Genomic DNA, 19,400 nt, shown 5'->3' with positions numbered 1-19,400 from the left:
AAATCACCATTAATGCGGAACTAATTCCGTAAATACGGCATCAAATTCCTTACTTTTTTGTTCAAAATAGGACGCTGCAAAATCAAACTCTTGCATGAGCATCAAAAAATAGTTTTTCTCAAAAACCAAAAACTTAGAAGTCTGAAGAGTTTCAGCAGAAAAGGTATGTTTTTTCCCTTCTAGCACTTCACTAATACCTAAAAAAATTGGATTGGCCTGATAGATGATACCTTCTGGGGTATTGAATGACTTTAAAGCAATTTCACCTCCTTGAAAATAAAATACAAACTCCGCTTTTTGACCTTGACGGAACAAAAATTCGTTAGCTAAATAGTTGATTTCTATCCCGCTAGCTAGTACTTTACGTTCTGTCTCGATCATCTGATCCATACTTATTAAAAAATTTGTTTACGAAAGTAGATTTACTCCTGAATTAATTTCATGACAATGCTCATGTTTTGTCCTGCTTTTTATCATTATCAGGGCAACTATTTCATGGGAACTTTGAGAAAAGATTGAGTTTATGATGGAACAAACAGTCCATACCACCCTAACAAAAACTAGCTGCTTTCACTGCGGTGAGCCTTTTGTTGATGAAGTCATTCAATTTCAGGAAAAGGAATTTTGCTGCCAAGGATGTAAAAACGTTTATGAGCTGTTAAATGACCATGAATTAGGCACTTATTATACCTGTGATGTTAATCCAGGTATTTCACCTAGTCATCAAAACTTTGATTATTTAAATAAACCCGCTTTTCGAGATAAATTAATACAATTCTCCAATCAAGAAATTTCTAAAGTCAGTTTTAACTTACCTAGTATTCACTGTAGGTCATGTTTATATTTATTAGAAAATCTACATAAACTACATGCTGGAATCGTTAAAACTCAATTGAATTTTGGTAAAAAAGATTTGAGTATTTGGTTCAAAGAAAAAGAAATTAGCTTAGGGGAATTAGCCTCCTTGTTGGCAAAAATTGGATATGAACCCTTGTTATCAGATGAATCTGAGGGAAAAGAAAAGAAAAAAAGACATACACAACAAACACAACTCTTCATCAAACTAGGTGTTGCTGGCTTTTGCGCCGGCAACATCATGCTATTTAGTTTTCCTGAATATTTAGGTATTGAGGATGGTAGTTTAAAAAACCTTTTTGGCTATTTAAACTTAGTGCTGGGCTCTGTGGCCTTATTTTATTCGGGTTCAGATTATTTCAAAAACATTTGGGCTCACTTAAAATTGAAAAAAATCACGATCGAAATGCCTATACTTTTAGGTGTTATGGTCGGTTATTCCCGAAGTGTTTATGAAATATTGAGTCATACAGGAGCAGGGTATATGGATTCTGTGTCCGGTCTTTTGTTTTTCTTATTGGTGGGTAAATGGTTTCAACAAAAATCCTTTGATTTTCTATCCTTTGAAAGAAAATACACTTCCTATTTCCCATTGGTAATTACTAAAATCATTCATGGTAGTGAAGAAACGGCTCCATTAAGTGACATCAAAGTAGGTGACCGTTTGCGCATAAGGAATGAAGAAATCATTCCTGCTGACTCGATTTTGATGAAAGGTCAAAGTAACATGGATTATAGTTTTGTAACGGGAGAAAGCGAATGGGTTCCTATACAATCTGGAAATTTAATCTATGCTGGAGGGAAACATCATGGGGAAATGATCGAGATAGAAGTCAAAAAAGACCTCCAGCAGAGTCATTTGACCCAATTGTGGGAGCAACAAGCATTCAAGGACCCTAGTTTTAAAATGGAAAACTGGGAGAATTTTGCCAATCAAGTTGGGGTTTATTTTACGATAGGTTTAATTAGTTTAGCTACCATTGTAGCTGCTTACTGGATTCAAGTTGACCCCAGTAAATGGCAAAATTCGGTTGTCAGCATTTTGGTCATTGCTTGTCCTTGTGCTTTAGCTATTTCTTATCCATTTGCCCTAGGGCATGGAGTTAGGTGGTTGTCCAAATTCCAGTTATATGTAAAAGATATACAAGCCTTAGAACGCATGGCACAAGTAGATACCTTGGTATTTGATAAAACAGGTACTTTAACTTTAGCTAAATCTGAAGTTCCCAAAAGTTATTTACATCGGAGTGTCAGCGACGAAGAATTAGATCTTTTGTATTCTTTGTCTGTTCAGTCGACACATCCACTTTCTCGTCGACTTTGTTCCTATACCCAAAGCTTGGGAACAAGACATTTGTTACCTATTTCATCATTCAAGGAAATTCCGGGTAAAGGATTGGAGGCGAGATGGGGCGATTTGACTATAAAATTAGGCTCAGCCAAATTTTTAGGTATTGCTTATCATTCTCCTCAAGATTTCTATTCTTCTGAATCTCAATTATTTATACAAATAGGAGAGGAGACGCTAGGTTATTGGGACTTCCCATGGGAAAATCGAGAAGGGGTAGAATTCATGCTAAGAAAATTACAGCATCAGTACGATGTGTACTTGGTTTCTGGAGATAAAGCCAGCCATGCTACAAGTTTAAAAGATTGGTTTACAGAAGAGGACCACATGAGGTTTGAATGCAGCCCAATGGAGAAAATGGAATTTATTCGTGAATTACAATCTCAAGGAAAGAAAGTCATGATGGTAGGAGATGGATTAAATGATGCAGGCGCATTACAACAGGCTCATGTAGGCATAGCCGTTTCTGATGACCATCTACATTTTACCCCAGCCAGTGATGCCATTTTGCAAGGCCGTTCTCTTAGACGTTTACCTGAATATTTGCAATTTTCCAAAAAGGCAATTACCTTGATCAAAATGAGTTTCTTATTATCCTTGGTGTACAATGCCATTGGGTTAAGTTTTGCAGTTCAAGGTAATTTATCTCCTTTAATCGCAGCGATCTTAATGCCAGTTAATTCAATCAGTATGCTGATTATCGCAACTTGGGGTATGAATATGTATGGTAGAACTTTAAAAACCAATTGAAATCATATAGTAGCTCACCTATAGCTGAGAAAAATCATATTTTAAACACAGATATAAAAAGAACTTTACAACGTAGTATTGAGTAGTATAGCTCTTTCTGCAATCCTTGTTCTCTAAATATTAAATACCATGGAAATAATGTACTTAATGATTTTCTTGAGTTTACTTATGGCCATCGGATTTCTCTTTGCGTTTATTTGGTTTGTACGCTCAGGGCAACAAGATGACCTCATTACTCCAGGTATGCGCATACTTAATGAAGACAAAAAGACAATCAATTAATCTCAATTTAAACGCTTATGAAGTCACAAACGACTACTTTGGATCAATTCTCGTACGATAATAAAACCGTTCGGAATTTCGCCATTGCAACCATTATCTGGGGTATTGTTGGAATGCTCGTTGGGGTTATAATAGCCTCACAGTTATTCGAACCTGCAATGAACGTCACTCAATACGGAACATTTGGTCGTATACGTCCGCTGCACACCAACGCAGTGATTTTTGCTTTTGTGGGTAATGCCATCTTTGCTGGTGTGTATTATTCCTTACAAAGGCTTTTAAAAGCACGTATGTTTAGTGATTTTCTTTCGTCGTTCCACTTTTGGGGTTGGCAATTAATCATTGTAGCTGCTGCCATTACGTTACCATTAGGTATTACGACTTCCCATGAATATGCGGAATTGGAGTGGCCAATTGATATTGCTATCACGTTGGTATGGGTAGCATTTGGTATCAATATGTTTGGTACTATCATTAAACGTAGAGAGCGTCACCTGTATGTGGCGATATGGTTTTACATTGCTACGTTCGTAACAGTAGCGGTATTACATTTAACCAACTCCGTTCAGTTACCTATTTCCTTCCTAAAAAGTTATTATGTTTATGCTGGGGTACAAGATGCTTTGATTCAGTGGTGGTATGGACATAATGCAGTTGCATTTTTCTTAACGACTCCATTCTTGGGTTTGATGTATTATTTCTTGCCTAAAATGGCGAACCGCCCTGTGTATTCGTATCGTTTATCCATTTTACACTTCTGGGCTTTGATATTTATCTATATCTGGGCTGGTCCACACCATTTACTTTATTCTAGTTTACCAGACTGGGCACAATCCTTAGGTGTTGTTTTCTCCATTATGTTGATTGCTCCATCTTGGGGTGGTATGATCAATGGATTATTAACCTTGCGTGGTGCTTGGGATCAAGTACGTGAGAATACCATTTTGAAATTCATGGTAGTAGGTATCACGACCTATGGTATGGCTACTTTTGAGGGCCCTATGTTAAGTTTAAAGAACGTGAATGCGATTGCCCACTTTACCGACTGGATCGTAGCACACGTTCACGTGGGAGCATTAGGATGGAACGGTTTCTTGACATTTGCGATATTGTATTGGATGGTTCCTCGTATTTTCCAAACAACTTTATTCTCTGAAAAATTAGTTAAAACGCACTTCTGGATTGGTACATTAGGTATTGCCTTTTATGCTATACCGATGTATATCTCTGGTTTCACGCAAGGTATGATGTGGAAACAGTTTACTCCAGAAGGAACATTACAATACGGAAACTTCTTAGATACTACTTTACAAATTATTCCCATGCACCAAATGCGTGCTTTAGGAGGAACCTTGTACTTAGTGGGTGCTATTTTAATGGCATATAACTTATTTAAGACCATGGCTCAAGGTACACTTTTAGCGAATGAACCTGCTGAAGCTGCACCATTAGAGGTCATTGTTTCTGAAAAAGAAGTAAAAGGATTGCACTGGCATAGCTGGATTGAAAGAAGACCCATTCAATTATTGGTAGGATCATTAATTATGATTCTAATCGGTTCATTGGTCGAATTAATCCCAACATTCATGGTGAAATCCAATGTCCCTACCATAGCAGCAGTTCAACCTTATACTTCATTGGAATTGGAAGGACGAGATATTTACATCCGTGAAGGTTGCGTTAACTGTCACTCTCAATTGGTTCGTCCTTTCCGTAGTGAAACAGAACGTTATGGTGAATTCTCTAAGTCAGGGGAATTTGTGTATGACCACCCTTTCTTATGGGGATCTAAAAGAACTGGTCCGGATTTGCATCGCGAGGGAGGAAAATATCCAGATTCATGGCACTACCACCACATGCGTGAACCAAGTTCTATGTCTCCAGGATCAATTATGCCAGCTTATGATTGGTTGTATGATCAAAGTTTAAATACGTCTCAAACTCAAGCTAAATTACAAGCCATGAAGACTTTGGGGGTTCCATACGATGATGCTCAAATCAAAAATGCCGTGAAGGACTTGGAAGCTCAATCCAAAGAAATTCAGGCGCGTTTAGCTGAAGAGAAAATTAAAGTAGGTGCTGACAAAGAAATTATTGCTTTGATCGCTTATTTACAAAGATTAGGTACCGACATTTCTAAAAAATAAGACCATGTTTAAGCAATTTATTTCCACAATACCAGGAGCAGATTCCTACATGATATTCTCCTTATTGATCTTCCTAGTATTCTTTGTTTTGGTAGGAGTCTATTTATTCTGGATGGATAAAAAACATCTAGATAAAATGAGAAAAATGCCTCTAGAATAGGTCTAAAAGATTATTGACAACATTTATTCATAACAATATGTTTAATTCATTCACAGAAATTTGGTTAATCAGCTTGATTCTTTTAACAAGCATTTTGGTATTAATCGTAACCATGCAGCTTTCATCTGCACTTAAAAAATTAACCTTAGATCCTACTAAACAGGAGGAGGAAGCTTCTTTAAGTTGGTGGCAGAAATTTACTGGATTAAAGCCAATAGAACAGGAAAAAGATCTAGCCATGGAGCATCAGTACGATGGCATTGTGGAATTAGATAATCCTACTCCTCCTTGGTTCATGTATCTTTTTTACATAACCATTTTATTTGGTGTCGTGTATTTATTCTATTATCACGTAGCACAAGATGGCAATATCCAAGAAGCAGAATACAAGACAGAAGTAGCTGTAGCTGAAAAAGCCAGAGAAGAGTACATGAAAAAATTCGCTAATTCGGTGAATGAGGACAATGTAACGGCCATGACAGCTGCAAAAGATTTAACAGAGGGATCAACTATTTATACGACAAATTGCGTAGCTTGTCATGGTGATAAAGGTCAAGGAGGAGTAGGTCCAAATTTAACAGACGTGTATTGGATACATGGAGGCTCAATTAAGGATTTATTTCATACGATCACCAATGGTGTTCCAGAAAAAGGGATGATTGCATGGAATAAAACGTTGAATCCCATTCAGATTCAACAAGTTTCTTCCTACATTTTAACCTTACAAGGTAGTAATCCTCCAGGGGCGAAAGAACCACAAGGAACAGAGCAAAAATAGTCATCTAAACTCACCTAATATGAAACAGAATGTAGGACGCACAGATCGGATAGCTCGCTTAGCTGCTGCGGTAGCACTAGCCATCCTGACTTATGCTGGTATTATTCCAGAAAATTTATCTATTGTAGTCTATGTAGTTGCAGGCATTATTGCCTTAACCGGCATTGTTCGTTTTTGTCCCTTGTATAAACCATTTGGTATAAGTACTTGTAGAGAAAAGGCTCCATTTTAATTTAAAAAGGTCCGGAAACGGACCTTCTTTTTTATGTCAAATATTAGTTTAGAAAATGATGATTATCGGAATCATCTATATAATCAAACAAAAGACGGTAAACGTATTTGGATTTACCCCGGTAGAATTATAGGTCGATTATATCGCTTTAGAACCTATTTCTCTTACTTATTAATGTTATTACTTTTTGGCCTTCCTTGGATAGAAAGAAAAGGTGAGCCTGTTTTCTTGTTCAATGTCATTGAAAGAAAATTCATCTTCTTTGGAGTACCTTTTTTCCCTCAAGATTTCCATTTAGTAGCTTTAGGCTTAGTCGCTTCCTTAATTTTCATCAGCTTATTTACCGTACTGTTTGGTCGGGTATGGTGTGGTTGGGCATGTCCTCAAACCATCTTTATGGAAATGCTTTTCCGTAAGATTGAGTATTGGATTGATGGAGATGATAAAGCACAGAAAAGATTGGATGCCGCACCTTGGGATAGCCAAAAAATAATCAAACGAGTAAGTAAACATAGTCTTTTCATTATTTTGTCTTTTGCCATTTCCAATACTTTTTTGATGTACATCATGGGTAAAAAGGAATGGATCAAATTAGTCACAGAACCTCCATTGGATCACTTGACTGGCTTATTTGCTATATTATTATTCACGGGTACATTTTACTTTGTTTTCGCCCGATTTAGGGAATTGGTTTGTATCGTTGTTTGTCCCTATGGACGACTTCAAGGGGTATTGTTAGACAACAATTCCATTCTTGTCTCTTATGATCACAAACGAGGTGAGCCAAGAGGGAAAATTCAAAAAGGGGTAGATCAAAGTCAGCAGGGAGATTGCATTGATTGCCATTGGTGTGTACGAGTTTGTCCTACCGGAATTGATATACGAAATGGAAGTAATCAATTGGAATGTATCGGTTGTACTTCCTGTATTGATGCATGTGATGAGGTAATGGAAAAAGTCAATAAGCCTAAAAACCTGATTCGATATGATTCCGTGAATGGTATCAATGAACAAAAGAAATTAAAGTTCAATGTAAGAATTGGGGCTTATAGCGGCGTTTTATTATTGTTAATTGGTGCTATTGCCTTTCTTTTGTTAACGAGAAGTCCTTGGGAAACCACCTTATTAAGGACTCCAGGAATGACTTTCCAATTGGACGAGAAAAATAAGGAAGTGAGTAATTTGTATTCCATTGAGATTTTGAACAAATCACTGGATTTACAAAATTTGCAGTTCCAAATTGAAGCTCCCATGCGTATTCAATGGGTAGGAACACCGCCGCAGGGTATTGAACCAGGAAAAATGGTTAAGTCCGAATTTTTCATTAAAGCTCCCATGGGTGCATGGAAAAGTAAGGACAAAATAGAAATTCATATCCAGAATAAAGAAGGAGAAATAGAAACAATCAAAACTAGATTTATACAGCCTGATGAGTAATACAGTAAAAAAATCGTTGAATTGGGGTCATGCCATCATTGGAGTATTTATACTTTTTGGCGCATTTATGGCTTATTTTTATGTCAACATGACACATGAAACCATCGAATTAGTGGGTGACCATTATTATGAGGATGGGCAGAAATTTCAAAAGAAAATAGATCAAAGAAAAGAAACCGCCTTACTGGCAGAAAAGGTTGAGCTTCAGTTTGATTCTAAAAGTAAAGAAGTAAAATTGCATATTCCAGCGGGTTCGCATGATGTCAAAGTGAATTTCTTTCGTCCATCTTCTGCGGCTCTAGATAAGTCTTTTACTCTAAAAAATCCAAGTGATAGCACATGGAGCATTTCAGGTGAATTCTTGTCAAAAGGTCCTTGGAAAGTTAATATAGAATGGATGATAGCCGATAAAACCTATTTGAATGATCAGCGTATTTTAGTTCCATAATGCAAACCTGGTATCTCAGCTTTTTAATAGGTTTAGCCGGCAGTTGGCATTGTATAGCCATGTGTGGCCCCATTATGCTTCATGTAAGGCAAAAGAACCAGCATGCTAATATCAGTACCTTCGTTTATCAAATTGGCCGAATTTTAACCTATTCCATTCTGGGGTTAATCGTTGCCAGCATGGGCTCCATCTGGATTTTTCCTACGTGGTGGCATTTTTACTACTTATTTGCTGGCATCGTCTTACTTTTCTTATCCACAGGAAAATTGAAAGATAGTACCTTTGATTTTTTATATCGTTGGTTTGGAAAACCCTTGCAACAATCGGGGAGGGGAATGGGCCTCTTAGGACATTTCTTGTTGGGTATGGGTAATGGATTACTGCCTTGTGGCTTGGTGATTGGTGGATTAAGTTTGGCTTTGATTCAACCCAGTCCTTGGCTGGGAGCCTGGACCATGTTTATTTTTGGACTAAGTACTTTACCTGCAATCACAACAGCCATATTGGGTTTTAGGTGGTTGGAGAAAAAACAAGGTAATTTGATGTACTATGTCAAATATATAAGTTGGGGCGTCGCATTTTTACTCCTATTCCGTGGCGCTTGGGGAATAGGCATGAGCCATTCCAATTATTTGAAAAACTCTCCACTCAGCCCCATCATTTGTCACCCATTTAGTTCTAATAGCGCAAATTAGCCAGTTTATTGACATCCAAGAGGGTCATTTCACTACCTCTAATTTCCAATAAACCTTCCTTTTTAAAATCACTTAAGGTTCTAATAACTGTTTCGGTAGCTGTTCCAACTCGTGACGCTAAATCCTCTCGAGAAAGTCGGATTACCACTGGTCCACTGATATCATTTCCATAGGTTTTAGCTAATTCGACCAAGGCCATTGACACACGTAAACGTAAAGATTGATAGGCCATAGAAACCAATATCTTCTCATTTTTCATGAGGTAGCTGGTTAAGGCTTTTCTAAAATAGATTTCTAAATGAATATTTTGTTTGAGTAAGTCTTTGAACTCATTAGAAGAAATACTCCAAACGACGGACTCCTCTAGGGCTTCAGCAGTTTCTCGGTATATCTGGTTTTCTAAAATGTCCACATAGCCAAAAAACTCGCCCTCTTTGATAAAGGACGTAATAAAGTATTTTCCTTCTCGGTTCGTGTGAAAGGTTTTAATTTTACCTTTTTCTAAGAAATACAATCGAGAGGGGCTATCTCCTTCAGAATAAATACTTTGTTTTTTCTGCAAATGATGGGTTCTTTTTTCTCCATCAAAATGCGTAAAATCAAGGAAATCAAGTGCTTTTTGAGCCAAAGATACTTCAGATTGCAATTCCGCATCTAACTGACCTTCAGTCCGTTGCATTGATTTCTTTTTTAAACGAGTTTCAATGGAACGCAATAATTCTACCTCTTGGAATGGTTTAGTTAAAAAATCATCTGCACCCATTTCCATACCTTTACGCATATCTGACCGATCTGTCTTTGCCGTTAAGAAAATAAATGGAACTTGAGACAATTGTTCATGTTTGGAAAATACCTGTAAGACACCAAAACCATCTAAATGGGGCATCATGATATCACAAATCACTAAATCGGGGAGGTTGTTCTGAGCCATACGAACACCTTCTATGCCATCTGCTGCTGTTTCTACAACGTAACCAGATAATTCCAACAACTCAGCCGTATTTTCACGGATATCATCACTATCTTCTATCAGTAATATTTTATTCATCATGGTTTAATCTCGGTATTTCTATAGTCAGTATGGTTCCTTGGTTCAAAGTCGATTCTAATTTCAGCTGCCCCTTGATTAGTTCTAAGTATCTGTCAATCAAATGCAATCCCAAACCTGTTCCGGGTATGACAGTGGCATTGCTACCCCTAAAAAATCGTTCAAATAAATGCTTTTTATCATCATCGCTAATACCAATACCCCTATCTCTTATCGTAATTTTTAAGATATTGTTTTCTTCCTTCACAATTAAATCAACATGCTCATTTGAAAACTTTAAGGCATTCGACAAGGCATTCAACAAAATTTTTCTCAAAACAGATTCATCACTAACCCAAGTTTCAGAAGCATTAAAATCCAATATGATTTTTTGATTGACTTTCTTGTATGGAATTAAATCCGCCTTAATTTCTAAAAATAATGATTCTAATTCAATGGTGGAAGCATGAATCTCGACATGGCCCGACTCGAGTTTTCCAACGGATAAAAATTCCTCTAAAATCATGGTCAAATGATTCACGGAAGCCTTTATACGTCGAATATGCTGTTCTCTTTTTTCTTGCTCCTCTGCTTTTTGGTACTTTTCCAATAAGGTAGCTGAACTTAAAATAGAGGTGAGGGGAGTCCTAAACTCATGAGAAGCCATGGACACGAAACGGGTTTTCAAATCCCCCAATTCCTTCTCCTTTTGTAAGGCATTTTCCAATTCTTGGGTATTGGCTTCTAACTTCTCTAATGTATTCTGCAATGCTTGAGTCCTTGCCTTGACCTCTTCTTCTAGGGTTTCATTCAATTGATTAATTTCCTGATTTTTCAAAATCAGTTCCATTTCTACCTTTCGTTTCAGGGTTACATCACTAATGAAAGCAATGTAAAACATCTGGTCATTTTCTTTAAAATGGCTCAAACTGATTTCTACCGGAAATAAAGATTCATCCTTTCTTTTGGCCTTTAAATCTAAGCCAACCCCCATAGGGCGATCTTGTGGATGTTCAGCGTATTTTGCCTGATGTCCATGGTGCCTTGATCGCAAATGATTGGGAATCAAAATATCAATATTTTTACCTTTTAATTCATTGGTTTCATACCCAAATAGTCGATCCGCAAAATTATTTGTCAAGATGACATTACTCGAAGAATCCGTCACCAAGATGCCAATCGCCGCCTCATTAAAAATGGCTTCGTATTGAAATCTGGAAACTAAAGGTAGGGACATATCAACGGTATTAATCCTTCTAATTTACAAAAATTGACTGCTTAAACAATGCATTTAGGGATGATAAGCTGATTTCTGATGCTTTAAAACATCCTCAACATAAAAATGAACCTCTTTGAATTTTCCTTCGGCATAGTTCTTTGCTTGATCAAAAAAATGTGGTGAACGTATATCTCCACTTTGTCCACCAGCAAGAAGGGATTTAGCTTTAATTTTTGGGCCAAATTCTACCGCACAAATGAAACTATTCCCATTGACACCATACCATTTTTTAGTATTCGGAAATTCTTTGCTGTTGTAAGAAGGTAACATGCCCCAGGTAGAAGACGCAAATGGTACTGAAAAGCTGGGTTGTGCATCGTCAAAAGAAAATTCTGTTTGATTTCCAATACGTTGTAAACGATTTAACTCTCCCCAAGCCACTTGCCATGTTCCCCAATATTTGTCCAAATCTTGTAAAACAAGCTCCAAGACCTGACACATTTCTTCCTCCTTACCAGAAGCAAGATAGGCTTCAACACTCTGAATGAGGTCTATTTCACCTCCAAACAGGTGCTTTCTAGGAATTTTCATAAGCATTTTTTGTCCCCATTGTACAGCTAAGGTTTGAGCCACCGAACTTATTCTGGCATGATAATCCCATTTTTTCAAGGTATCTATGGCTAATCTAAATGAAGCATTCGATCCTGCATTTTTTTTCTCTCCAGCCTTCACTAATGCAGGAATCAAGTATTCAAAAGCAATTAATTTACGGTCATATCCGATTCGAATTAGGTCATCTAAATCCAATTTACCCGATTCAGAAAATAAGCGAAACGCATTTTTATCACGGAAATTTTCTGCATCTGGAGCCATATAGACAGGATATTGAGCTCTTTTAGGACTCGAAATACCTGAAACGGTAAATGGTGTTGAATTGCAATTCTGTATCCAAGCACTGGCAGGATCTATGGATTGGACAATATCTTTCAAAGGATGTAAGCCTTTCCAGTCCAAAGATGATTTAGTCCCATCTTGTACCAAAGACCAATCTATTTCGGGTTGTCGCTTAGGAACAAAATTCCCATGCCAATAGGCAATTCGACCATGTTGACCAGCATAAACCGTATTATTAGACGTATTTGCGCGCATGTCCATGACCTTTTGAAATTCTTCAAAACTTCTGGTTTTGGTTCTAGCCCAACTTTGAATTAAACTTTTGATGGAGCGATTATAGGATTTCACAGAAATCCACTTGCCGTCTCTTTCGGCCATGATGGGTCCACGGTGATTGGAATAAACATGGACAATTTGTGGCGCTTGCCCTTTTGCACGTAAGGTGATGTATTGTTCTTTGATTGGAAGCCATTTGCCATCTAATAAATACTCTTTTCCCTTTTGTCCATCTCGAATCGTTTCGGCGTAATTATCAGCTACATCGACTTGACTGGAAGTATGCATCCATCCTCCGAATGGATTAAATCCTTGATAAACAAAGATTTGGCCCCAAGTAACTGCACCATAGGCATTCAATCCTTCTTCACTATTCACATGTACTTCTGGCCTAAAATAAAAGGTCACATGAGGATTGATGTAAAAAAGCGAATTGCCTGATTTTGATTTTGTAGGGCCAACAGCAAATCCATTAGAACCCGATAAATCAGCCTCAGGATCCAAGGGATTCTTTTTGATATAACTTAATTTATTTCCCAATAGACCATAAAATTTGGCTACTTCGGATTGATTAACGCTTCCTGTAGAAATGGCGCCAATGCTTCCATCTGTCCATAATAGGGGGTACCAAGGTTCAAAATGCGTTAATAAAGCAGGTTTAATTTCTGGATGTTTGTACAAATAGTAATTAATTCCGTCAGCATAGGCATGTAATAATTTCTTAAGCCAAAGGGGGCTCGTTTTATATTCTTGCTTGGCTTCTTCTTGACTGATAATTAAACGGAGATATAAATCGTTGGCTAATTCCATTGGACCAAATACCTCTGCCTTACGACCTAGCTTTTCGATGTAATTCATTTCTACCCGCATAAAATCATCCTCACATTGGGCATATAATAAACCAAATACCGCATCTGCATCTGATTTTCCGTAAATGTGTGGAACTCCATATTCATCTCGAATGATGTTTACCCGTTTGGATTGGGCTTTCCACGCTTTAATTTGAATGGGGCTATTGGCAAGAGAGGGATGTAGCAGGAATAAGGTGAATACGAGACAAAGAGCAGGTAAGATGAAGCGAGATTTCATAGTGTTGATGTAGATGAAAACAAAAATACATTTTTTTCATTAGCAGGCTTATAAATTCTGGGTGGATAAATAATTCCAAATTTAGATTCCATTATTTAAAATTAGCTGGGTATAAATTATATGGTATTGTCTTTTTATGTTTGTAGTTCTGATTGAAAAATTTGCTTTTGAAAAACCATTTTTACGATGAAATATAAATTCCTTTACGCTCTTGGGCTTGTTTCCGCACTTTCCTATTCTTGTAGTCATTCCTTAGAAAAAGATACCTATCGAGTGATATTGGAAGATCAAGATAATTTAGCTGAAAAGGCTAAATTGGCCAAAGAGAAATTACCCATCAAAATTGCCCCAGGATTACAAATTACTCGTTTTGCGTCAGATTCATTGGCTCCAGATCCGGTATCTATGGACATGGACGATCAGGGTGCTGTGTACATTACCCGCACTAACCGAGGAAAGTATTCGGAATTCGATATTCGTGGGCATCGTGATTGGATGACAGAGTCCATTGGATTTCAGTCGGTAGCTGACAGAAAGGCCTTTTTACATAAAACTTTTGCTCCAGAAAATTCAGCTAAAAATGAATGGTTACCTGATTTGAATCAAGATGGAATTCATGATGTCAATGACCTAAAAGTTGAAAAAGAAGAAATCTGGAAAATTGAAGATAAAAATGGAGATGGTTTAGCCGACCAAGCTACTCGCGTGTACAACGGATTTCACGAGGAATTTACGGACGTAGCTGGAGGTATTTTGGTACGTAAAAAAGATGCTTTTATAGCCGTTGGCCCTGATTTATGGCGTTTAAAAAACACGAAGAAAAACGGGCTTTTAACAGAGCCGGTATCCATTTCAACGGGCTATGCGGTTCACATTGGTTTTGGTGGACATGGTATGTCGGGGGTCATAGAAGGTCCAGACGGTAAAATTTATTGGCAAATTGGAGACATTGGAGCCAATATCACGGCTTTGGATGGTAAGCAATACAAATACCCAAACTCAGGTGTAATTGTCCGTTCGAATCCGGATGGAAGTAATTTTGAGGTTTTTGCTTCTGGATTACGCAACACGCACGAATTTGTTTTTGACCAATATGGGAATTTGATAAGCTCTGACAATGATGGGGATCATCCAGGCGAAAGCGAGCGTTTGGTACATATTGTAGAAGGATCTGATGCGGGTTGGAGATCCAATTGGCAGTACGGAAAATATACAGACCCAGGCAATAATTTGTACAAAGTATGGATGGACGAAAAATTGTATGTGCCTCGTTGGAAAGGACAAGCAGCTTACATTATACCTCCCATCAGAAACTACCACAATGGTCCTACAGGTATGTTGTTTAACCCAGGAACTGCTTTAGGAAAGAAATGGACCAATAAATTCTTTTTAGTGGAGTTTGTGGGTAATCCCAATGCTTCGCACATTTGGTCTTTTGACTTAAAACCTAAAGGTGCCAGCTTTGATTTCAAATCGGAAGAAGATGTGGTAAGTGGAATTTTACCTACCGGCATGCGCTTTGGTCCAGATGGAGCCTTATATGCTGCTGACTGGGTCAATGGTTGGGATGTAAAACATTATGGCCGAGTTTGGAAGATTGATGTAGATGCTACAAATAATGATTTAGAACAAGAAAGAGCTGAAACGAAACGATTGATTCAACTGGATTATGAGAAACAAAATGCCAACAGTTTGTATGATTTACTATTTTACACAGATTTACGCGTTCGCATGAAAGCTCAATTTGAGTTGGCTAAAAGAGGGAATGCATCGGTGGATTTGTTTCAAAAAGCCATTCAACAAAAAGACAATCAATTGGCTCGTATTCATGCAATTTGGGGAATGGGACAGCTTGGGGCTACGGATGCTAAAGTAGGCGCTATGATTGGTGAACAATTGCAAGATCAAGATGAGGAGATCGTAGCTCAAGCAGCAAAAGTATTGGGAGATATTTTTAATAAGGATCATGAAGGTCGATTGATTCAATTAATTGATTCCAAAAATCCGCGAATTAGTTTCTTTGCTTGTCAGGCCTTAGGTAGAATAAAATCAGAAAATGCTATTCCAGGCTTATTGAAACTCATTGAAAAAAATAACGACGAAGATCATTATATCCGCCATGCGGCAGTTTTAGCATTAGCTAGAATTGGAAAAGAAGAACCTTTGGTGGCCTTGGCAAGTTCATCAAATACTGCCTTAAAAACAGCAGCAGTATTAGTATTACGTCGTTTATCTAGTCCAAAAGTTGCTTTATTTTTACAAGATTCCGATGAATACATTGCGACAGAAGCAGCCAGAGCTATCAATGATGATGAGTCTATTCCGGCAGCTTTGCCAGCATTAGCAGCCGCTTTGAATAATAAAGCATGGAAAGGGGAGCCTTTGCTTCGTCGTGCCATCAACGCTTCTTTACGTGTTGGAACGAACAAAGAAATTGATGCTTTGATTCAGTTCAGTGAACGAAATGACATTTCTGATGTCATTCGTGCAGAAGCCATTGCTACATTAGGTTCATGGGCTAATCCATCCGTTTTAGATCGTGTGGATGGCCGTCATAGAGGTGTATTACAAAGAAATCCAGCTGATGTGGTGGGTCGAATTTATCCTAAGATTGCCAACTTTTTAAGAAGTAATAATCCAGAAGTTTTAGTAGCCACAGCCAAATTATTATCTGAATTAAAAATCACAGATTTTAAGAGTGAGCAAACTCAGCTATTTTTAAACCATGCTAATGCCAAAGTGAGAGCGGCACATTTGGGTTCATTGGTGGCTTTAAAGGATGCCCATTTATCCTTGATTGTCCAAAAGGGGATGAATGATGTGGATCGAAGCGTTCGTGGGGCTGCTTTAGGATTTTTAGATAAGGTAGATATGTCGAAAACGCAATTACCAAGCGTGGTGAACCTCATCATGGAAAAAGGTAGTGTGATTGAACAGCAACAATTATTGCAAAGTATCGGTAAAATGCCTGTAGACAAAACGGACGATGTTTTGGATGATTTAATCCAACGAATGATAGGAAATAAATTATCCAATGATATCCGATTGGATTTAGTGGAAGCAGTAGAAGCGACCAATTCGCAAAAATTGATCGCCAAATTAGATGCCTTAAAAACCAAGGGAACTTTGACCGATGAATTTAAGGATGCTTTGTTTGGAGGAAGTATTCAGGCTGGAAATTTCATTTTTAATAGAAACCAAACGGTTCAATGTGTTCGTTGCCATAATGTAGGGGGAGAAGGAGGGATAGTAGGACCATCCTTAAAAGGGATTGGTTCTCGCTTAAGCAGAGAGCAAATTTTACAAGCTTTAATAGAGCCAAGCGCACGAATTGCCCCAGGGTATGGTACCATTAGTTTGAAATTAACCGATGGACAAGAGGTAAGTGGAACCGTTATTTCTGAGACAGAAAGCATGATTCAGCTAAAAACTTCTGATGCTGAACCATTGAAAATTGCCATATCTCGGATTAAGTCAAGAGAGAATTATCCTTCCAGTATGCCACCAATGGGTAGCTTGATGTCGAAGAGGGAAATTAGAGATGTCGTAGAATTTTTATCATCTTTAAAAAATTAACGATACATTTGTGACGTTATAGGTCCATATGAAATTCAATCGTCCTTTCTTATTGTTCATCAGTATTTTCTTCTTCTTGGTCACGGCCTCGATGAAGCAAGTGATTGGATTAAGTCAAGGAAGTAGCATTGAAAACAATAGTAAGGTTAAAAAAACGGAGCAAAAAGAGCTTAGTTTTTTTAACCTTTTGATTGAAGAAGACCGAGATAATACTGAAGAGGAGGATGAAGCAGAAAGCCATCATTTTTATATCTCCCTCTATGATTTACCTAGTCATTTTTCATTCAATAACCCCTATGCTGGGGCATTAAAATCTGTAGCTATTCCATCATTGGTGGCTAATAGCTCTTCTTCCACACCATTTTTCATACTTTTCAGGAATATCAGGCTGTAGGACTAATCTCAAAGATTATCCTTTATTCAATTCGCCTCATTGGATTCTATCCAAATTTTACCACCGCTCGTTGATTTTTCTTTAAAAATTGCTCTCAATTTTGCTATAAAAGAGGAATAAACGCGCACATGAAAAAATGAATATGAAAAATGTAACGCCTCAAATCCCAAAAGATGGAATAGCTGGTTTAAAAGAGAATTTTAGTGCCGATGCTGTTTCTGGTTTTATTGTATTTTTATTAGCCTTGCCTTTGAGCTTAGGTATTGCCAAAGCTTCTGAATTCCCGCCTTTGATGGGATTATTAACTGCCATTATTGGTGGTATTATTGTCAGTTTATTTTCAGGTTCACAATTGACTATTAAGGGGCCAGCAGCTGGTCTTATTGTTATCATTGTAGGTGCCGTAGCTGATTTTGGAGGGGGAGAACAGGGCTGGCATTATGCCCTAGGGGCTATCGTCGCCGCCGGTATTGTTCAGATACTTTTTGGAGTTTTCAAACTCGGAAAATTAGTTGATTTCTTCCCTTTATCAGCCGTTCATGGAATGTTAGCTGCCATTGGTTTAATCATTATATTCAAGCAAATACCTGTTTTATTGAATGTTAACCCCATATTAGCAAAAGGAAAAAGTCCTTTTGAATTAGCAGCTTCGATTCCTCAATTTGTGATGAACTTAGATCGGAATGGAGCCATAGTAGGAATGCTAAGTTTTATCATCATGATGACTTGGCAGAAGATTCCTGTCAATTTTTTGCGTAAAATTCCAGCAGCTTTAATCGTTTTGTGCATTGCCATTCCTGCGGAGATATTTTTAGATTTTAAGCACACAGAACCTGCGTCTGCTTTAGTGAAAATTGGAAGCTTGATCGATAATATCCATGTTAATGTTGACTTTAGGGGATTTGCCCAAAAAATGGTATTTATCAAATATGTAGTCATGTTTGCCTTAGTTGGTTCATTGGAGTCATTACTGACTGTTAAGGCCATTGACATGCAAGATCCATATAAGCGCAAATCCAATCCCAATAAAGATTTAATTGCCGTAGGTATTGGAAATACTTTGGCTGGAATATTGGGTGGTTTACCCATGATTTCAGAAGTGGCACGTAGTTCGGCGAATGTCAACAACGGAGCTAAAACACGTTGGGCAAACTTCTTCCACGGTTTCTTTATTTTAGTGTTTGTGGTATTTGCTGCACCTGTTATTGAACTGATACCGAATGCCGCCTTAGCAGCTATGTTGGTATCTGTAGGAATCAAATTAGCCCATCCTAAGGAATTCATACATATATTCCAGATTGGAAAAGGTCAATTAGCCATCTTTCTTGTTACCATTTTCTTTACCTTGTATGAAGATTTATTAATTGGTATTGCGGCAGGAATGTTAGTTAAAATACTGATTCATATAGTTAATGGAGCTCCAATATCCAGTTTCTTTAAATCCAATGTAACGGTTTCATTTCATGATGATCAATATTTAGTTGAAGTGAATAAGGCGGCGGTATTTACAAATTATATGGGATTAAAAGCAAAATTGGACGCGATTCCTCAAGGGATGCACGTTACCATGGATTTTAGTAATACCCACTTGGTAGATCACTCCGTGATGGAGAATTTGCACCATTTTGAGGCTGATTACCATGCCGCTGGAGGTACTTTTACCATCATTGGCTTTGACGAACATATTTTACTTTCAAAACACAAATTGGCAGCTAGAAAAAAGAAATAGATCGTTTCTTAAATCATTTTGAGAGTCAAATCTCATCCTGCCAACATTTTTCATACGTTCCCAT

16 protein-coding genes are annotated in these 19,400 nt (G+C 37.6%); 12 read left to right on the top strand and 4 right to left on the bottom strand.

Annotated elements, in window-relative coordinates; translation table 11 throughout:
• Positions 1 to 9 precede the first annotated feature (9 nt).
• The gene (locus G9H65_RS03415) at positions 10 to 390 is read right to left on the bottom strand and encodes a cyclic nucleotide-binding domain-containing protein (protein ID WP_166373955.1); all 381 of its coding nucleotides are present in this window, start codon (positions 388 to 390) and stop codon (positions 10 to 12) included.
• A gap of 133 nt (positions 391 to 523) precedes the next feature.
• Here G9H65_RS03415 and G9H65_RS03410 point away from each other — a divergent pair, with 133 nt between their 5' ends.
• The 9 genes from G9H65_RS03410 to G9H65_RS03370 all read left to right on the top strand — a co-directional run bounded on the left by G9H65_RS03410 (position 524) and on the right by G9H65_RS03370 (position 9,132).
• Positions 524 to 2,953 (top strand): heavy metal translocating P-type ATPase, encoded by a 2,430-nt coding sequence (locus G9H65_RS03410; RefSeq protein ID WP_166373954.1) that lies wholly within the window; start codon positions 524 to 526, stop codon positions 2,951 to 2,953.
• 129 nt (positions 2,954 to 3,082) lie between these two features.
• Positions 3,083 to 3,235: a cbb3-type cytochrome oxidase assembly protein CcoS gene (ccoS, locus tag G9H65_RS03405; protein ID WP_166373953.1), complete on the top strand. Its 153-nt coding sequence runs from the start codon at positions 3,083 to 3,085 to the stop codon at positions 3,233 to 3,235.
• Positions 3,236 to 3,252: 17 nt separating this feature from the next.
• Positions 3,253 to 5,382: a cytochrome-c oxidase, cbb3-type subunit I gene (gene ccoN / locus G9H65_RS03400; RefSeq protein WP_166373952.1), complete on the top strand. Its 2,130-nt coding sequence runs from the start codon at positions 3,253 to 3,255 to the stop codon at positions 5,380 to 5,382.
• Between the two features lie 4 nt (positions 5,383 to 5,386).
• On the top strand, positions 5,387 to 5,542 hold the full coding sequence (locus G9H65_RS03395) for a CcoQ/FixQ family Cbb3-type cytochrome c oxidase assembly chaperone (protein ID WP_166373951.1): 156 nt from the start codon (positions 5,387 to 5,389) through the stop codon (positions 5,540 to 5,542).
• Between the two features lie 37 nt (positions 5,543 to 5,579).
• Positions 5,580 to 6,320: a cbb3-type cytochrome c oxidase N-terminal domain-containing protein gene (locus tag G9H65_RS03390; protein ID WP_166373950.1), complete on the top strand. Its 741-nt coding sequence runs from the start codon at positions 5,580 to 5,582 to the stop codon at positions 6,318 to 6,320.
• Between the two features lie 19 nt (positions 6,321 to 6,339).
• Entirely contained in the window at positions 6,340 to 6,552 is a 213-nt protein-coding gene (locus tag G9H65_RS03385) for a YgaP family membrane protein (RefSeq protein ID WP_166373949.1), read from the top strand.
• Positions 6,553 to 6,585: 33 nt separating this feature from the next.
• Positions 6,586 to 7,989, top strand: a complete 1,404-nt coding sequence (gene ccoG / locus G9H65_RS03380; RefSeq protein ID WP_166373948.1) for a cytochrome c oxidase accessory protein CcoG — start codon at positions 6,586 to 6,588, stop codon at positions 7,987 to 7,989.
• Entirely contained in the window at positions 7,982 to 8,437 is a 456-nt protein-coding gene (locus G9H65_RS03375) for a FixH family protein (protein ID WP_166373947.1), read from the top strand. Before ccoG ends, G9H65_RS03375 begins: the two co-directional genes overlap by 8 nt.
• Complete coding sequence (locus tag G9H65_RS03370) at positions 8,437 to 9,132, top strand: sulfite exporter TauE/SafE family protein (RefSeq protein WP_166373946.1); 696 nt, start codon at positions 8,437 to 8,439, stop codon at positions 9,130 to 9,132. The genes G9H65_RS03375 and G9H65_RS03370 overlap by 1 nt, the downstream gene beginning before the upstream one ends.
• Here the strand turns inward: G9H65_RS03370 and G9H65_RS03365 are convergent.
• From G9H65_RS03365 to G9H65_RS03355, 3 genes are read right to left on the bottom strand one after another with little or no spacing between them, the layout of a single operon-like run.
• A complete protein-coding gene (locus G9H65_RS03365) occupies positions 9,116 to 10,183 on the bottom strand; it encodes a response regulator (RefSeq protein WP_235927461.1) in 1,068 nt (355 codons plus the stop codon). The genes G9H65_RS03370 and G9H65_RS03365 overlap by 17 nt on opposite strands.
• Positions 10,173 to 11,396: a PAS domain-containing sensor histidine kinase gene (locus G9H65_RS03360; protein ID WP_166373945.1), complete on the bottom strand. Its 1,224-nt coding sequence runs from the start codon at positions 11,394 to 11,396 to the stop codon at positions 10,173 to 10,175. The genes G9H65_RS03365 and G9H65_RS03360 overlap by 11 nt, the downstream gene beginning before the upstream one ends.
• Before the next feature lie 54 nt (positions 11,397 to 11,450).
• Complete coding sequence (locus G9H65_RS03355; RefSeq protein ID WP_166373944.1) at positions 11,451 to 13,637, bottom strand: penicillin acylase family protein; 2,187 nt, start codon at positions 13,635 to 13,637, stop codon at positions 11,451 to 11,453.
• 186 nt (positions 13,638 to 13,823) lie between these two features.
• Here G9H65_RS03355 and G9H65_RS03350 point away from each other — a divergent pair, with 186 nt between their 5' ends.
• From G9H65_RS03350 to G9H65_RS03340, 3 genes are all read left to right on the top strand, one after another.
• On the top strand, positions 13,824 to 17,213 hold the full coding sequence (locus G9H65_RS03350; protein WP_166373943.1) for a HEAT repeat domain-containing protein: 3,390 nt from the start codon (positions 13,824 to 13,826) through the stop codon (positions 17,211 to 17,213).
• 28 nt (positions 17,214 to 17,241) lie between these two features.
• A complete protein-coding gene (locus G9H65_RS03345) occupies positions 17,242 to 17,607 on the top strand; it encodes a hypothetical protein (protein ID WP_166373942.1) in 366 nt (121 codons plus the stop codon).
• A gap of 142 nt (positions 17,608 to 17,749) precedes the next feature.
• Positions 17,750 to 19,336, top strand: a complete 1,587-nt coding sequence (locus G9H65_RS03340) for a SulP family inorganic anion transporter (RefSeq protein WP_166373941.1) — start codon at positions 17,750 to 17,752, stop codon at positions 19,334 to 19,336.
• Positions 19,337 to 19,400 lie beyond the last annotated feature (64 nt).

It is taken from the genome of Aquirufa ecclesiirivi, assembly GCF_011250515.1.
Lineage (GTDB): Bacteria > Bacteroidota > Bacteroidia > Cytophagales > Spirosomataceae > Aquirufa > Aquirufa ecclesiirivi.
This window is presented reverse-complemented; position numbering and strand designations above follow the sequence as displayed.

Coding starts and splice junctions, on each gene's coding strand:
- G9H65_RS03395 (WP_166373951.1), top strand. CDS start 5,387: ATGTTTAAGCAATTTATTTCCACAATACCAGGAGCAGATTCCTACATG.
- G9H65_RS03345 (WP_166373942.1), top strand. CDS start 17,242: ATGAAATTCAATCGTCCTTTCTTATTGTTCATCAGTATTTTCTTCTTC.
- G9H65_RS03410 (WP_166373954.1), top strand. CDS start 524: ATGATGGAACAAACAGTCCATACCACCCTAACAAAAACTAGCTGCTTT.
- ccoS (WP_166373953.1), top strand. CDS start 3,083: ATGGAAATAATGTACTTAATGATTTTCTTGAGTTTACTTATGGCCATC.
- ccoG (WP_166373948.1), top strand. CDS start 6,586: ATGTCAAATATTAGTTTAGAAAATGATGATTATCGGAATCATCTATAT.
- G9H65_RS03370 (WP_166373946.1), top strand. CDS start 8,437: ATGCAAACCTGGTATCTCAGCTTTTTAATAGGTTTAGCCGGCAGTTGG.
- G9H65_RS03415 (WP_166373955.1), bottom strand. CDS start 390: ATGGATCAGATGATCGAGACAGAACGTAAAGTACTAGCTAGCGGGATA.
- G9H65_RS03340 (WP_166373941.1), top strand. CDS start 17,750: ATGAAAAATGTAACGCCTCAAATCCCAAAAGATGGAATAGCTGGTTTA.
- G9H65_RS03385 (WP_166373949.1), top strand. CDS start 6,340: ATGAAACAGAATGTAGGACGCACAGATCGGATAGCTCGCTTAGCTGCT.
- G9H65_RS03390 (WP_166373950.1), top strand. CDS start 5,580: ATGTTTAATTCATTCACAGAAATTTGGTTAATCAGCTTGATTCTTTTA.
- G9H65_RS03365 (WP_235927461.1), bottom strand. CDS start 10,183: ATGATGAATAAAATATTACTGATAGAAGATAGTGATGATATCCGTGAA.
- G9H65_RS03355 (WP_166373944.1), bottom strand. CDS start 13,637: ATGAAATCTCGCTTCATCTTACCTGCTCTTTGTCTCGTATTCACCTTA.
- ccoN (WP_166373952.1), top strand. CDS start 3,253: ATGAAGTCACAAACGACTACTTTGGATCAATTCTCGTACGATAATAAA.
- G9H65_RS03375 (WP_166373947.1), top strand. CDS start 7,982: ATGAGTAATACAGTAAAAAAATCGTTGAATTGGGGTCATGCCATCATT.
- G9H65_RS03350 (WP_166373943.1), top strand. CDS start 13,824: ATGAAATATAAATTCCTTTACGCTCTTGGGCTTGTTTCCGCACTTTCC.
- G9H65_RS03360 (WP_166373945.1), bottom strand. CDS start 11,396: ATGTCCCTACCTTTAGTTTCCAGATTTCAATACGAAGCCATTTTTAAT.